This window comes from Anaerobiospirillum thomasii (assembly GCF_900445255.1).
Classification (GTDB): domain Bacteria; phylum Pseudomonadota; class Gammaproteobacteria; order Enterobacterales; family Succinivibrionaceae; genus Anaerobiospirillum_A; species Anaerobiospirillum_A thomasii.
This window is the reverse complement of the sequence record NZ_UAPU01000005.1, coordinates 616,302-631,529: the sequence shown is the minus strand read 5'-3', so window position 1 is coordinate 631,529 and position 15,228 is coordinate 616,302. Positions and strand designations below refer to the sequence as shown.

At 42.0% G+C, this 15,228-nt stretch carries 12 protein-coding genes; 4 read left to right on the top strand and 8 right to left on the bottom strand.

Annotated elements, in window-relative coordinates; all coding sequences use genetic code 11:
- Positions 1-702: 702 nt before the first annotated feature.
- On the top strand, positions 703-2,055 hold the full coding sequence (ltrA, locus tag DRZ93_RS02945; protein WP_113745786.1) for a group II intron reverse transcriptase/maturase: 1,353 nt from the start codon (positions 703-705) through the stop codon (positions 2,053-2,055).
- A gap of 135 nt (positions 2,056-2,190) precedes the next feature.
- On the opposite strand, the gene DRZ93_RS02940 is transcribed toward ltrA, so the two are convergent.
- A complete protein-coding gene (locus DRZ93_RS02940) occupies positions 2,191-3,822 on the bottom strand; it encodes a methyl-accepting chemotaxis protein (protein WP_113744639.1) in 1,632 nt (543 codons plus the stop codon).
- Between the two features lie 1,033 nt (positions 3,823-4,855).
- On the opposite strand from DRZ93_RS02940, the gene DRZ93_RS02935 reads away from it, so the two are divergent.
- On the top strand, positions 4,856-5,173 hold the full coding sequence (locus DRZ93_RS02935) for a hypothetical protein (protein ID WP_113745785.1): 318 nt from the start codon (positions 4,856-4,858) through the stop codon (positions 5,171-5,173).
- A gap of 494 nt (positions 5,174-5,667) precedes the next feature.
- On the opposite strand, the gene rnt is transcribed toward DRZ93_RS02935, so the two are convergent.
- The 7 genes from rnt to DRZ93_RS02900 all read right to left on the bottom strand — a co-directional run bounded on the left by rnt (position 5,668) and on the right by DRZ93_RS02900 (position 12,313).
- Positions 5,668-6,354, bottom strand: a complete 687-nt coding sequence (rnt, locus tag DRZ93_RS02930; RefSeq protein ID WP_113744636.1) for a ribonuclease T — start codon at positions 6,352-6,354, stop codon at positions 5,668-5,670.
- 143 nt (positions 6,355-6,497) lie between these two features.
- Positions 6,498-7,625, bottom strand: coding sequence for an N-acetylglucosamine-6-phosphate deacetylase (gene nagA / locus DRZ93_RS02925; RefSeq protein WP_113744635.1), 1,128 nt, complete (start codon positions 7,623-7,625; stop codon positions 6,498-6,500).
- A 9-nt stretch (positions 7,626-7,634) separates the two neighbouring features.
- A complete protein-coding gene (locus DRZ93_RS02920; RefSeq protein WP_146740842.1) occupies positions 7,635-8,309 on the bottom strand; it encodes a carbohydrate-binding family 9-like protein in 675 nt (224 codons plus the stop codon).
- A 90-nt stretch (positions 8,310-8,399) separates the two neighbouring features.
- Entirely contained in the window at positions 8,400-9,845 is a 1,446-nt protein-coding gene (gene nagE / locus DRZ93_RS02915; protein WP_281268109.1) for an N-acetylglucosamine-specific PTS transporter subunit IIBC, read from the bottom strand.
- Between the two features lie 40 nt (positions 9,846-9,885).
- Positions 9,886-10,143 (bottom strand): HPr family phosphocarrier protein, encoded by a 258-nt coding sequence (locus DRZ93_RS02910; RefSeq protein ID WP_113744632.1) that lies wholly within the window; start codon positions 10,141-10,143, stop codon positions 9,886-9,888.
- 9 nt (positions 10,144-10,152) lie between these two features.
- Positions 10,153-11,796 (bottom strand): phosphoenolpyruvate--protein phosphotransferase, encoded by a 1,644-nt coding sequence (gene ptsP, locus DRZ93_RS02905; protein ID WP_113745784.1) that lies wholly within the window; start codon positions 11,794-11,796, stop codon positions 10,153-10,155.
- A 10-nt stretch (positions 11,797-11,806) separates the two neighbouring features.
- Positions 11,807-12,313 (bottom strand): PTS sugar transporter subunit IIA, encoded by a 507-nt coding sequence (locus DRZ93_RS02900; RefSeq protein ID WP_113745783.1) that lies wholly within the window; start codon positions 12,311-12,313, stop codon positions 11,807-11,809.
- A 387-nt stretch (positions 12,314-12,700) separates the two neighbouring features.
- Between DRZ93_RS02900 and DRZ93_RS02895 the strand changes: the two genes are divergently transcribed.
- Together DRZ93_RS02895 and DRZ93_RS02890 are read left to right on the top strand one after the other, a co-directional pair.
- Entirely contained in the window at positions 12,701-13,648 is a 948-nt protein-coding gene (locus DRZ93_RS02895; protein WP_113744629.1) for an OmpA family protein, read from the top strand.
- Between the two features lie 11 nt (positions 13,649-13,659).
- The gene (locus DRZ93_RS02890) at positions 13,660-15,228 is read left to right on the top strand and encodes a tetratricopeptide repeat protein (protein ID WP_113745782.1); all 1,569 of its coding nucleotides are present in this window, start codon (positions 13,660-13,662) and stop codon (positions 15,226-15,228) included.

Sequence of the window (15,228 nt, the reverse complement as noted above, 5' to 3'; positions counted from 1 at the left end):
TCATTGCTCCCATGGTCTTAGTTACGTAGCTCATATAATTTTTACTTTTAAGAAAGTAAAAACCTAAAGTTATAAGTGTAAAGGGCAGGGCCCTTTACATTTTTAAGAATTGTATGCGTTTGGATTGCGCAGTTTGAACTTAGACAGATTAAGTGTAAAGGGCAGGGCCCTTTACATTTTTAGTGCGCCCTGCATGTGCGCGTTTCTAACGGGTGAAAGTCCCCAACACGCCCCACTAGAGGGAAGTGTATAGCTAAAAGCAAGGTTATAGTGGTAACACTATGGCTGAAGGAAGCTGAAGGCAAATCTCCGGACCTACGAACAGAAACAGTTTATAGGCATGTACCGCGGATAAGTCTGCTAAATATGACGAAGTCCGAAATCTAGTCGTAGCGGTATATGTAAAGACTGAGCGTTATATGGAGAGAAAGAAACCGTACTTACCGGGGGAGATCCGTATAGCGGGAAACCGTAGTAACAACGAATATATGGAAGTCAGCAGACGTCATAGTACCTTGAGAGCACAAGGGAAGGACAGAACCTAACAGATATGAAAATCGGAGGAATTAGCCGGTTAAAAAAAATGGCTCTGAAAAAGCAGTCTTCTGCAAATGCAGGCAATTGACTGTAGCTACTGGCCAAGGCTTGGACGTAAATCAAGTTGCGGAGGGTAGGAAGAGTTCTGCCGGATAATATAGACCTATGAGTAATATATCGCAAATTGAACCTATAACCTTAGAGAGAGTGCTCGACTACACTAACCTTAAAAGAGCTCTGCACAGTGTGCTGAGAAACAAAGGCAGTGCGGGTGTCGATAGAATGCGCACAGATGAACTCTGTGAGTATTTACAATCACACCCAGGTGAAATCACTGAGGTGATTAGGAACGGCAAATACAGACCACAACCAATTCTGAGAGTCTACATTCCAAAAGATAATGGAGAGAAGCGACCCTTGGGAATACCAACAGTACGAGATCGCTTTGTACAGCAGGCTATAGCGCAAGTACTAAGCGAGGAGTATGAAAAGGTATTCTCAGACAATAGCTTCGGATTCCGCCCGGGCAGAGGTTGCAAAGACGCGATTGCGAAAGCAAGCGAGTATGTAAACCAAGGTCTAGAATGGGTAATCGATTTGGATCTAAGCAAATTCTTTGATACTGTGAACCACAGCAAGCTTCTCCAAGTCTTAAGCAATAATATCAAGGACGGAAGAGTCATATCGCTGATACATAGGTTCATGAGAGCCCCAATCAGTGAAAACGGCAAAGTTGGTCATAAGACCACAAAGGGCACCCCTCAGGGGGCTGTGTGTAGTCCGGTACTTGCAAACATACTCCTCAACGAACTCGATCAACTGTTGGACGCCAGAGACAGGAAATTTGTCAGATACGCCGACGACATGTGCATATTCTGCAGTAGCAGGAAAAGTGCAGAGAGAGTTTCAGAGTGGGTAACACGGTATATAGAGGACAAGCTATTCCTCAAGGTGAACAGAGAGAAAACCAAAATAGTGCATGTCGGCAAGGATATGCAATTCCTAGGTTTTGCATTTCTAAGCGCTAGATGTGTCTCAAAGACAAGAAAGCAGGCAAAGCCAAAGGATCAATATTTCACAACTGTGCACGACAAAAAGAGGAAGAAACTCAAGGAAAAGGTAAAGCTCATACTAGATAGAAGGTGTAAAGGCGGCATTGCTGTCGTCAAAGCTAAGCTGAAGTATCTACTCAGAGGGTGGGTAAACTACTTTGGTGAAGCCATACCAACATCATGGGCAAGGAAAATCGATGCTTGGATCAGAAGACGCGTCAGGCAACTCCTATGGAAACAATGGAAGACCCCACAAAACCGCTACAGACAGTTCAAGCTGAGATGGTCAAAAGCCCCCGCCATCGGAGATGGCACTATGGCATACAGCTCAAACAGTTATTGGAAAATATCGAAAAACCAAGGGATCCACAGAGCACTTAACAATCAGATACTGATAAACGAGGGCTGGACAACTATAACCGCGGAGCTAGAGACCCTGCATTCAAGGATCTCTAGCGCTTGTTAGGAACCGCCCTACTACCGAACGGTACGGTGGGTGGTGTGGGAGCCCGAAAGGGCTACCCGATAGAATTGTATGCGTTTGGATTGCGCAGTTTGAACTTAGACAGATCAAGTGTAAAGGGCAGGGCCCTTTACATTTTTAAGAATTGTATGCGTTTGGATCGCGCAGTTTGAACTTAGACAGATTGTGTACAAGATCTTTAATTGAGATAACTGATTTTTCAGAGGTCTCAATGGCATTTTGTGACTTGTCAAATACAATCTGAGTTGCAGTGGTAATACCCTGCATATTGGTTGAAATCTCAGAGGTGGCTGTAGTCTGCTCCTCAGCTGCAGTTGCAATCTGAGTAATCTGTGTATTTACAGCATTGACCTTATCAAGCACAGAGTTTAATGAAGTCTCAAGCTCACCAGCCTTTTCAGCCACTGTATTCATATTGCTTACAGATGATGCCATAGACTGTGTGGCCACATTGGCGTCATTTTGAATCTGTGACACCATGGAGGAGATTTCCTGTGTTGACTTGGTGGTTCGTGAAGCTAAAGCACGAACCTCATCGGCAACCACGGCAAAGCCACGTCCTGCCTCACCGGCACGGGCAGCCTCGATAGCAGCATTGAGAGCTAATAAGTTAGTCTGTGCTGCAATTTCATCAATGGTGCCAACAATAAAGCCAATCTTCTGGGTCTGATCGGCAAGAGCCTGAATCTTGAGAGCATCCTGATTGGTGCGCTCTGACTGATCTCTAATCTGATCAACAGTGGCACGTACTACATCCATACCCATAAGTGTGATGTGTTTTGAGTCATCAGATACAGCAGCTGCACTCTCGCAGTTTCTTGCAATATCTGCTGTGGTTGATACCATCTCATCTGCTGCTGCGGCCACTGTAACAGTCTGTGACTCGGCAGTCTTGGCTGCATCCTCCACATCCTGTGATGAGTGATTCATATTGGTAATCTGAGAGCTTAGCTGGTCTGATACATTTATAACCAGAGCCACAGACTCACTTAGATTGTTGCGCATGGTGCGCATCATCATGGCAAGCTCGCCAAACTCATCGTAAGTATAGACAGGAATATCTACAGTAAGATCGTTTTTGGAGATGCTGTCGGCAATCAGGCACAGATGACGCAGACATTTTGTTATATAGCGTGAGATCATAAATGCTGTCAGTGCACCAAGGATTACAGCAAAGATGGTGCAGGCAATAACCACAATAAGACCTGTGGTATCGCGCAGAACGTCAACCTCTTCTGAGATATCAGAGATAACCTCTTTACCTACAGCGGCCTGAATATGGGCAATCTCATAGGCAACAGGCTGCATCTGATCTAAATAAAAGGCAAGTGCATCAAAGGATTTGCCTGCTTTAATCAGAGGTACAACAGCCTTGTAGTAGTTATCTGAAAAATTCTTGGTTAAAGCAATAATCTTGTCAACTTGAGACTGATACTGAGGAATATCAAGGTTTTCTGCAAGCTTTAAGGCAGCTGCAAGATTGCTCTCTACTTTGGACTTGGCTGTTTCTGTCTGATTGCCTGGACTTAAGTAGAAAGACATTGAACTGTTCATTTCTGCTGACTGTGTGGTTGATGCATTGATTCTGGCATAACTGTTGTCTACAAGATTATGTACCAGATCGGCAACTGATATACTAGAACGCAGTGAATGGATAGTTATAAGAGCAATAAGAACTGTAAGAAAAAGAACAAATCCAAAACCAAAGCTCAGTTTTAGGCTTATCTTCAATTTATTTAGAAAGCTCATAAATCACCTAAAATAAAATATTATCTACCACTACAAATGGTATGAACCTGAAGAACACACATTTGTACATTTAAATTTTACTTTTGCTTTTAAGTGTTTATCTGAGGTCGCCTCGTGCTGCCTCAAAAGTATTTAAAAACTCTCTAAATGTTTTTCTGTAAAAGAAAATAGGTATAGATCTAAAGCAAGTTGCTAAATACAAGAATAGATTCCTTTATCTCCTTAACCTAATATCTCTTAAAGAATTATTAAAGAGCAATAGTTTTAAAATATTTTTAAATGGCAGTAGCTTGCTAACTCTTCTACAAAGGTAAAAACATGTAAAATAATGTCTACAATTTATAATAAGTGAAGATTTTTTTCAAGTTTAATCATGTAAATATTAATTAAAAATCTTTTGTTTTATAAAACTATACAACTGTGTATAAAAATACATTTAAAATACAAATTTGTATGTTCAATATATATGAAAATGCAACTCTAAACACGACTAAATTAGTTTAAAATCAAAGCGCTGTTTTAAAATATAAAATTTATACGTATAAAAAAGTAAACTTGTATACAAAATTTATTTAAAAATATACAAGCTAGGGATTAATACAAAGTATCAATTTTAGATTATGAAAAGCTATTTTGTAATAAGATATCTAGCACTTTTATTTAACAAGTGTTTATCTTTATGAAACTTTGTTTCATTAAAGTTATTTGTCAACTTTTATGCAAAAGAAAGATAAATGTTGCAGCATAATACCAAAGATACTGTTGCCACTACTTTTGTGCATGTCAGATGTCATAGACACAGTGTCTTGAGACAAGAAGACATATTGCTCACAATCTGTAGATGTAGGGTAATGTATTTTTTAGGCATACAGGTTATATTGGAGAGACTGATGTCATAAGTTAAAGGTATAGAAAATTTCAGCGCTATTACAGATCTTAAAGAGATAGCTCAAAATAAAGAAATGCCTGTATTGCTCATAGTCTCAATGTTTTTAAATCAGCTGGGACAGAACAAGCAGGCTGAGGCTAAAATATGATTAAAGATCTTGATGAGACAAGATCAAAAGCTACTGACTATGGTCAGATTATAAATAAATTAAACAGCCAAAAAGATTTTTTAGATAAAAACGGTGAACTGCTTATCGGCCATAGACTATATCTTGATGATCTTAAGAAAGAGCTTGAGCAGATTGATAAGTTTATTAATAATCTCAGGGAGCTTGAGGGTATGTTTAGAGGAACAATACCCATTAAGGAGGAACTCAAGCCAGATCAGGCCATTGATGATGACAGTACCCATCCGGAAATTCCAGTGTTTTTATTCTTTCATACTTACATAAAACTGATGTAGTTTTTCTGCATGATCTTAGTGTAGGTCTCGTACCGCCGACACGTATAAAAAATACGCTGAAATTTTAGAATTACGCAAGGAACTGATCCTCGCATATCCTGAGGTCTATGGTGACAAATTTCCAGAAAAATTGACTGCATCAGCTATTGATACATTAACAGATAAACTTAAAAACTCACGTGAAACTTTTATATCAACTGTGCAGTAGAAAATGGTTGTGATGCAGGATGTAATGGAACAGTACAATTCTCTGTACAGGGCGGATCCACCACAATGAGCAAGTATGCAGATCTCTTAAAGTCTCTGGCACAGATGATGCGCAAGGGAATGCAAATACCCAAAGGGTAAAAGGTAAGAAGAAAATTATATTAACTTTAATACTTTGATTTGCACTCCGCCATTTGTGGCGGAGTGTGTTGCATCTATCTATTAAAAGCTATTGTGACTGGCAATAGCTGATATCACACAACAAAATATTATAAAAGTCTGATTTATTACACTAAGTGTTTTTTAGCGTGCAGCTGAGCCGGGGTAGGTGCGTCAACAACAGGTGCAGGAATACCTGCAAAGGTAGTAAAGCGATTGACTAAGGCGCAGAAAAGCTCACACTCTTTTTGTGTATCATAGGCAGAGCCATGAGCCATGTCACCATCAAAATTAATATTAGCAGCAAAACATGCTCGTGATAATACAGTCTGTCCATAGACTAAAGCAGACAGAGAGGCTGTATCTAATACAGAAAAAGGATGAAAAGGGTTGCGCTTGTAGTTTAATCTGTCGCTGGCTGCCTTGATAAAAGACAGATCAAAGCTTGCATTGTGACCTACAAGAATAGCGCGACTGCATGCATTGGCCTTGACCACTTTGGAAATGGTCTTGAACATAGGTAACAGGGCATCACGTTCCGTTTTAAGATTACGGGCCTCATCAAATGGATCAATACCTAAAAAATCAATATTGGCTTGTTCGATATTGGCACCCTCAAAAGGTCTTATATTGGCACTCATAATCTCACCTGGAGACAAAAATCCATGCTCATCCATAACTACAGTCATCATGGATACCTCAATCAGGGCATCAAGGCTTGGATTGAATCCTGCTGTCTCAACATCAACAACAACAGGGTAAAAACCTCTGAATCTGTCTTTTATTGTGATTATGTTTTCTTTATTGTCGCTCATATTCGCTCTGTACCATGTAAATTAGGCGTTATTGTACACAAAAGACTAACATTTTTATATAGAAAAGACGTTTATTGAGTTTATTTATATGCTTAAAGGCAGGATGGATAAAATAAGACCGGCAGGAGCCGGTCTGTGAGGTACTATAAATTATTTACAATAACCTTGCCGCGTAAGATGACGGCCTTTAGATTTACATCCTTGTCTATAAGCAGCATGCTTGCCACTTTGCCGTTTTCAATTGAGCCATATTTATCTAAAACTCCAATAGAGCGGGCTGGGTTGTATGAAGCTGCACGCACTACAGTAGATAATGGCAGACGCATGATCTTATGGGCAATCTTCATGCAGTCAAAGAGGTTGGTGGCAGATCCTGCAATAGTGCCTGACTCAAGAGTTGCCTTTCTGTCCTTAACAATAACCTTCTGACCACCTAATTCATAGTCGCCGTTTTCAAGACCTACAGCCATCATAGAGTCTGAAATTAAAATCATTCTCTCAGGGCCGTACATTCTAAAGGCAGCTCTGACAGCACTTGGGTGAATATGAATATTGTCACAGATAATCTCAGCCTCACACCAAGGAGCATCAGCACCGGCGCCGATTGGACCTGGATCGCGGTGGGCCAGAGGTGGCATGGCATTATACAGGTGGGTGATGTGGGTAGCACCTGCGGCAATAGCTCTGCAGGCTAGCTCATAATTGGCTGTGGTATGGGCAATTGATGATAAAACCTCATCCTTAAGAGTGCTGATGGTCTCAAGTCCGCCCTCTGATTCAGGAGCAATAGCCATAAGTTTGATTAAACCGCCAGCTGCCTTCTGAGCCTTTCTAAAGAGCTCGGCTGAAGGCTTTTGCACAAAGGCAGGGTTCTGGGCGCCAACTTTCTGATGTGACACAAAAGGGCCTTCCATATTAATGCCCACAAGCTCAGCCATATCATCCTGAGCCTTAAAGTTTTTGCCGTTCTCGCAGGCCTTTAAAATGTCCTCTTCAGACATGGTCATGGTGGCAGGGCAGATGGCGCCTACACCAATTGAAGCCTGATATCTGGCAATAGTGCCAACAGCCTCTGGTGTGCCATCCATAAAGTCATAACCCATAGAGCCATGGAAGTGAATATCAACAAGTGAAGGAATGGCATAGAGATCCTTGGCATCAATCACTTCATTGTCTGATGTGCTCTGAGCGAACAGGCCGTTTTCTATACATACATCCTTTTGCTCAAATCTAAAGTCGCTATTAAAGACATTAGCGTTTATTATTTTCATGTTTGCCTCTTAGTAATTTTTAATACAAGCTAGTGCAAAGCTCTCTGGCAGATGGAAGTTTGGTGTTTCACTGTCAACTTTGCTAAATGATGCATAATGTTCTATATCTTTTGACTCTGAGATCTTATAAATATTAAAGGCAAACATTGAGTCGGCATCAAATGGATCAAATGAGCATATACCGCTTACAAGATCGCGCGGTACAGTAAACTCAACAGTCCACATACTCTCTTCAATACTACTTTTAATATTTAAAGATGCAAGCTCGCTGTCACTGAGCGCAGTTCTGTTCTTTCTGTGCCTGCCGTATTTGGCATAGCAGGCGCCATTGGCATTAATCTCAATATTCATATAAATATTGATATCAAGATGAGGCTTAAAACGATCCTGTGTAGGCTCGACAGGGAAGGCTAGAAACAGCTCAACAGCACTGTCTTCACAGACTCTGTCCATGTGGTTTTTATAGGTGGCGCGTGGATTTTGTTCTAAAACCTTAAATTTGACATGTAAACCTTCAATGTCAGCATAAAGCAAGGCCTTGGTAGGAGGGAGGGGATTATCTGCAACATCAGTCCACTGCTTATTGTCTACGGGTACTGTTGTCTTGTATATATCCTGAACCTTGTCAGCATCAAGATAAGGGATAACTGTTAATAAGTTATTGTGTCTAGTATCGGTATCCATAAATAAACCCAGATTACATTTCAGATTTAAGGTCTTATATTTTACAGCAAAACGGCGCACTATGGCGCCGTTTTGATTAATTACTATCTATTAAAGTAATTTCTTGAGCTCGTCGGTTACGAATTGTACCTGAGTACCTACGATAACCTGTACGGCATTTTTAGATGGCTTGATTACACCTACAGCACCTGAGGTCTTGATCTTGGCATCATCAACAAGTGATGGATCCTTAACTTCAAGACGGATACGGGTAATGCAGTTGTCGCATGACAGGACGTTATCCTTGCCGCCTAAACCCTCTAAAACTGTCTGAGCATATTTTACATATGTCTCAGCACCGCCGGCTGCGCCTTCTGCTGCCTCTGCAAGATCCTCATCCTCACGACCTGGGGTCTTCAGGTCGAACTTGATGATAACGATGCGGAATACAATGTAGAAGATAACGCCAACAACCAGACCTAATGGAATGATGAACCATGGGTTCTGAGCCAGTGGCAGTGATGATGAGAAGAACAGATCGAGGAAGCCTGCTGAGAATGAGAAGCCGGCACGGATTGGCAGCATAACAGTGATAGCTGCGGTAATACCTGTCATTACAGCATAGAGTACATAAAGACCTGGAGCCAGGAACATGAAGGCGAACTCTAATGGCTCTGTAACACCTGTAAAGAATGAACAGAATGCAGCTGAGGCCAGAAGACCGAATACAACCTTCTTACGACCTGGTTTTGCACAGTGGTACATAGCAAGAGCTGCAGCTGGCAGACCGAACATCATAACTGGGAAGAAGCCAGTCATGTACATACCGGTTACACCGAACTCACCGGTGCTGGCCCAGAACTTGGTCAGGTCAGAAATACCGGCTACGTCGAACCAGAATACAGCATTTAATGCGTGGTGCATGCCAATAGGGATTAACAGACGGTTTAAGAAGGCGTAGATACCGGCACCGACTGCACCTAATGACAGAATTGACTCGCCAAGTAATACCAGTCCGTTGTAAAGCAGAGGCCATACGAAGAACAGGATAGCTGCAACTACGATAGAAATTAAGGCAGTTACAATAGCTACAGATCTCTTGCCTGAGAAGAAGGCCAGGAAGTCTGGAAGCTTGGTGGTTGAGAAACGGTTATAGCAGGTAGCACCAATGACACCGGAAAGAATACCGATAAACTGATTGGAGATCTTGTTGAATGCAGGATCAGCCTCACCACCAACTAAAACAGAAACGAAGCCTGGAGAGAGCAGGGTCTGGAATACGAACCATGCTACGATACCGGCAAGAGCTGGAGTGCCCTCGCGCTCTTTGGCCATACCAACGGCAACACCTACTGCAAACAGTACTGACATGTTGTCAATAATGGCTGCACCGGCTTTAACCAGGAATGTACCTAGTACAAGCATAGGACCGGAGGCTTCACCGCCTTGCATTGTGGTAGGGGCTAATAAATAGCCAAGACCCATTAAGATACCTGCAACAGGTAAACATGCAACAGGTAGCATGAGGGATTTACCTAATCGCTGAAAATATTGCATCATATACAATTACCTCATTACCATTTAACAAAACACAAAACTATAAGTTCTGTTTTAGGAACTCTTCTGCAGTTTTGGCTGCCTCTGCCTCATCTTCGCCTTCAAAGACAAGAGTCAAATCATCACCTTGCTGCATAGCAAGTTTCATTACAGCTAAAAGTCTCTTACCATCGACCCGGTTTGCACCTGAGCCTAACTGTACAGAGCTCTTAAACCCTGATAAAACCTTCACAAGCTGTCCTGCAGGGCGAGCATGCATACCTCTTGGGTCGGTTAGTTTATAAGTCACTTCTATCATAAAACATCCTTATTTAGAAGAAAGAATATTCTTGCATTGAGCTTTGGATTTGAGCACTTTCTCACGTAGTGGCAGTACTACAGACGGACTTACAGAAAGCTCGTCGTAACCATATTCGATGAAGGTATCTGTAAGTTCCAGATCGCCTCCCAACTCACCGCAGATTCCAACCCAGATGCCGTTGTCATGTGCGTTTTTGGCAATAATGCGTAAAAACTCAAGCAAGGCAGGGTGATGCGGATCGTAGAAATCACCTAAGGTCTGATTCTGCCTGTCGATGGCGCAGGTATACTGCAGCAGATCGTTGGTGCCTACAGAGAAGAAGTCAACCACCTTGGCCAGTCTGTCAGATAAAATGGCAGCAGCAGGGGTTTCAATCATAATGCCAAGAGAAGGCACCTTGTATTCAATGCCCTCGTTCTTAAGCTCCTGTTCAACCTCGGCACATATGGCCTTGGCCTTTAAAACCTCATCTACAGATGTGATCATAGGCAGCATAATGGCAATATTGCCACGGGCTGCGGCACGATACAGAGCACGCAACTGAGTCTTAAATATCTCAGGTCTGGTCAGACAGATACGTATGGCTCTCATACCTAAAGCAGGATTTTCCTCTTCTGGTAGATTGAAGTAGTGAGCCACCTTGTCAGCACCAATATCAAGAGTTCTGATGATAACAAGCTTGCCGTTCATGGTTGATGCAACCTTGGCATAGGCTCTGTACTGCTCCTCCTCGCTAGGATAGGTTTCCTTGCCTATATATAAAAACTCAGAACGGTAAAGACCAATACCCTCGGCATCATTTTCAAGCACAGCCTCAACATCATCAGGTCTGCCTATATTGGCAAAGGTCTTGACTCTGTGACCACATGGAGCAACAGTTTCTTTGCCGCGCAGTTTTAAAAGCTGCATCTGACGAGCATAGAAACGATCCTTGGCCTCCATAATGTGCTCAATAGTTTCGCTGTCTGGGTCAAGGTAGAAGGTTTGAGCATCTGTATCTAAAGCCAGGATTCTGCCGTTTAATGGCTCATCTGGCAGCTCTGTATTGATAAGAGAAGGGATATTCATGGTTCTTGCCAGAATTGAGGCATGAGAATTCATGGTACCCTTTCTTAAGACAAAACCTAAAATAAGTTTTCTGTCAAAGGCTACGGTCTGTGATGGAGTCAGATCATCTGCAACTATAATAGAAGGTTCTGTAAGAGTAACTACATTGGTGCCTAAAATAGCGCGTGAAATACGTGATGTAACATCTTTGACATCAGCTGCTCTTTCACGCATGTACTGATCATCAAGAGCCTCAAATTCTCTTGCCTGCTCAATACCAACTTCAATGGCAGCTTTTGATGCTGAAATTGCACCTTTTTTAATCTTGGCGATAATAGCATCACAGATATCCGGATCATCTAGCATCATTCTTTGCATTTCAAGAATTTCAGCTTCATCCTCACCCACCTGTTCACGAGTCTTGGCAGCAAGTTCCTCAAGCTCAGTGGCAGCGCAGGCCAGACCTTCTTGCAAAAGCTCAAGCTCCTGCTCTACAGACATATAGGCGTCATTAGACAGATCAGATACAGTAGGAGCCTCAATCTCAAGGATGGTGCCTATGGCCACACCCTGACAGGCTGTACGTCCTTTTCCTGTAATCATATTGCTACCTTTATTTTCTTGTGATGCTTCCTAAGGCATCTTTTGCTGCAACAGGACCGACTCCGTTGAAACGGATATCACCAAAATCAGTAGGATTGCAGATTACAACAGGAACTACAGTGTTAAAGCCCTTGGATTCAATCAATGATATATCAAATTTAATAAGTGGGGTGCCGACGGTAACCTCTGCGCCTTCCTCGACTAAAGCCTGGAAGCCCTCACCCTTAAGGTCAACAGTATTGATACCGACATGGATTAAAATCTCAGGACCTTCTTTTGAAACAACAGTAACTGCGTGGGCAGTTCTGAAAATCTGTTCAATCTTGCCGTCACATGGGGCATAGACTACGCCTTCGCTTGGCTTGATGCCGACGCAAGGGCCTAAAATATTATCTGCAAAGGTTGGATCTGGAATCTCAGCTGCGGCAACAACTTTGCCAGTTACAGGAGAGTACAGAGTGATCTCAGAATTTGTTTCCTGCTTGTCTTTGTTAAAAAGTTTGTCAAAAAAGCCCATCAAAACCTCCAAGGATAATATTTTTCAATTTGGTGAATTGTTTCACAAATCGGCACTTGATTTTATCCAAATTTGTACTTGTGTAATCGTTTACTATCTGATTAACACAAGGTTTGAAATCTTTTTTCACTATAAACTATTTATATTAGAAAATATAAAACATATGTCAAAAATTAGATATAAGTTACATATTTTTAGCGTTTTTTTTAAATTTGTCTGCTATGGTTAAATTTTATGTTACAACTTTGTCGAAGTTAGCGTATACAATACTTAAGTATATATTTTTGATGATTAAAGCATTAATTTAAAAAAAATTTTATATATGGTCTTTAATTTGCTTGTATATTACATACAATACATGAGAGTCAAAAAAATTACGGAGTGTCTATGACATTGTTAAAAAGCAAAATGACAGTACTGCTGATTTTATCGCTGGGTATCTTTTCAGCTAACGCACAGTTACGTTATGAAGCTCCTATGAATGAGAGCTCACATCAGCTCTGGAGTACACAGTCATCAAGGCTTGCCTGCTATCTGTCATATGTTATTCCTGAATACGGCAGAGCCGATTTCTATATCTCGGCAGGTCGTGACAGAACCTTAAGCTTTGAGGTTTTTCCAACTATGCAGATAGGCAATGATTCTGTCATGCGTTTTATTGAGGCCAGTCCTCTGTGGAATGCAAGAGGAGTTGAAACTGAGCTTGGGCGCATCGATCTTTATCGCGGCTTTAATCCTTTTGTCGGCGATACTCTCTCAAAGCGCATGTTGCACTCTCTGTACAGAGGTTTTGAGATTTTAATGCCTTATGCCAATACCTCATCTTCTGTAAGACAGTCAATTGTGCCTACTTTAAGCCCTCTTGGCTTTAAAGCAAAATTCAAGGAGTTCAATGACTGTCAGAACGGATTATATCCATATTCTTTTGTTGATGTGAATATTGTTACATCTTCATTCATGCCAGGTACAGCTACCTTTGTACCGCAGTCACTGCATGATGTTGACAATCAGATCGAGTATATAAAGTTAGACCCATCTGTCAAGACAGTTAAAATTGCCGTTTTCACCTTCGGTCAGAAAGATGCCGAGGCCAATAAGGAGCTTTCAAAGAGCAGAGCCGACGCTATTAAGAAATACTATACAGACAAGGGCATTGATCCGGCCAGCATCATTATGACCCAGTATCACAATGAAAATATTTCAACCACCAAGAAGCTGACAGAAAAAGATACTCTTGAGGCCAGAAAGGTAGTTGTCACCATTGAAAGAGATCCTTACAAGATTAAATATGATAAGGAAATCAAGATGCCTGATGTGGGTATACTCAAGAAGTAAGGATTAATACTATGGATACAATGAAAAGGAAACTTACCCGAGCAGAAAAAGAGGCGCTGAAAAAAAGAAGGAAGGCCAGAAATAAAATAATTATGTCACTTGGCATAATTTCTCTGACCATAGGTCTTGGCGGCATGTGTATCTACTGGGGTGTGGCCAGCTACTATAAAGAGATTAGAAATAACAATCTTAAATCAGGCATTGCATCCATAGAACAGGGTAATCTGTCACGCGCTGTAAGTTTCCTTAAAAAGTCTTATGATCAGGGTGAGCTTGATGCTCTGGCCTTTCTAGCCTGGCTTGAGTGCTCACGTGGCAATTATGAGCAGGCCTTAAAATATGCCAGGGTCGCCACTACCCACAATATTGCATCTGCCTATGAGGTTATGGGCGATCTATCTCTTCTAGGCTATGGTCAGGCTACAGGTGTAGATGCTGCCATTTCATTTTTTGAGCAGGGCGCAGCCTTAGACAGGCAGGGCCGCAGTTCCAGCCTGAGAGGCATGCTCAGCAGAGCACTGCCTCTTGTTAACAATATTGATGATTTTAGACGGCTTATGATTAAGGCTGTCAGCCTTGAAGAGCCTCGTGCCTATCTGCTCATGGGTGATATGCTCTTTTTAGGTGACGGCGTGGGCGTCAATCCTACATCTGCTATTAACAATTGGCAGAAGGCTCAGATCCTGGGCGTCAATGAGGCCACTACCCGCCTTGCAGGCGCCTATTTTCACGGTTATGGCGTGGATCAGAATTTAAAAAAGAGTCTTGAGCTTTACGCCAAGGCTGCAGAAAAGAAAGATCCTATAGCCTATTACTCCTTAGGTCTTATTACACTGCGCAATGACAGTGCCAGCGAGATTAATCAGAATAAAGCCATCAATATGTTCAAGCGTGCCATGAATTTAAAATATGCACCGGCCGCGTCGGCCTTAGCTCTGCTTGAAGGCGACAATATTGATGATTTTGATAATGTTACCTTGCAGCGCGTGGTGAAGAATTTTAAATTTGCCTATGAACACGGAGATGATACAGGAGCACTGTTCTACTCTCTGATGCTCGCCTCAGGCACAGGAGTTAAAAAGGACTATGATACAGCTCTTGCTATTATCTATGATGCCAATACCATGGGCTCACTAGCTGCAGCTGACGTACTTAAGGCTTTGTCAGCCAATAAGGATCCAAAGGTACTGTTAAAGCAGGCCTTTACCATAAGCCACAATGTGCTGCTTGGCAATATTATCTTCTTTGAGGGAGCTCCTGAGGCATCTGCTGTCTATCATGACGGAGATGAACACGGTTTTGAGCTTCTGCACAATCTAAAGGGGAATATGGTGGCAGCCAGGGTTGGCAGTAATTTCCCTGAAATTATCAAGGATGTTTCATCCTATGATGTAGACGGTGAGCTACTTATCACACCAATGGTTGCCCGTATTTTAGTACAGGCTATGCCATCTACAGGTGCCAAATTCTTTAACTATGTGCCAAAGACTCCAAGTCCTCTGCCGCCACCTACACCACAAGGCTTTGGCGAGGGCAGAGATTTTATCATTCCTGATTTTGAGGCACTTGAGTTTAGGTAA

What these genes read in the sequence shown, in the direction of transcription:
- ltrA (WP_113745786.1), top strand. Translation starts at nt 703, where the DNA reads ATGAGTAATATATCGCAAATTGAACCTATAACCTTAGAGAGAGTGCTC.
- DRZ93_RS02940 (WP_113744639.1), bottom strand. Translation starts at nt 3,822, where the DNA reads ATGAGCTTTCTAAATAAATTGAAGATAAGCCTAAAACTGAGCTTTGGT.
- DRZ93_RS02935 (WP_113745785.1), top strand. Translation starts at nt 4,856, where the DNA reads ATGATTAAAGATCTTGATGAGACAAGATCAAAAGCTACTGACTATGGT.
- rnt (WP_113744636.1), bottom strand. Translation starts at nt 6,354, where the DNA reads ATGAGCGACAATAAAGAAAACATAATCACAATAAAAGACAGATTCAGA.
- nagA (WP_113744635.1), bottom strand. Translation starts at nt 7,625, where the DNA reads ATGAAAATAATAAACGCTAATGTCTTTAATAGCGACTTTAGATTTGAG.
- DRZ93_RS02920 (WP_146740842.1), bottom strand. Translation starts at nt 8,309, where the DNA reads ATGGATACCGATACTAGACACAATAACTTATTAACAGTTATCCCTTAT.
- nagE (WP_281268109.1), bottom strand. Translation starts at nt 9,845, where the DNA reads ATGCAATATTTTCAGCGATTAGGTAAATCCCTCATGCTACCTGTTGCA.
- DRZ93_RS02910 (WP_113744632.1), bottom strand. Translation starts at nt 10,143, where the DNA reads ATGATAGAAGTGACTTATAAACTAACCGACCCAAGAGGTATGCATGCT.
- ptsP (WP_113745784.1), bottom strand. Translation starts at nt 11,796, where the DNA reads ATGATTACAGGAAAAGGACGTACAGCCTGTCAGGGTGTGGCCATAGGC.
- DRZ93_RS02900 (WP_113745783.1), bottom strand. Translation starts at nt 12,313, where the DNA reads ATGGGCTTTTTTGACAAACTTTTTAACAAAGACAAGCAGGAAACAAAT.
- DRZ93_RS02895 (WP_113744629.1), top strand. Translation starts at nt 12,701, where the DNA reads ATGACATTGTTAAAAAGCAAAATGACAGTACTGCTGATTTTATCGCTG.
- DRZ93_RS02890 (WP_113745782.1), top strand. Translation starts at nt 13,660, where the DNA reads ATGGATACAATGAAAAGGAAACTTACCCGAGCAGAAAAAGAGGCGCTG.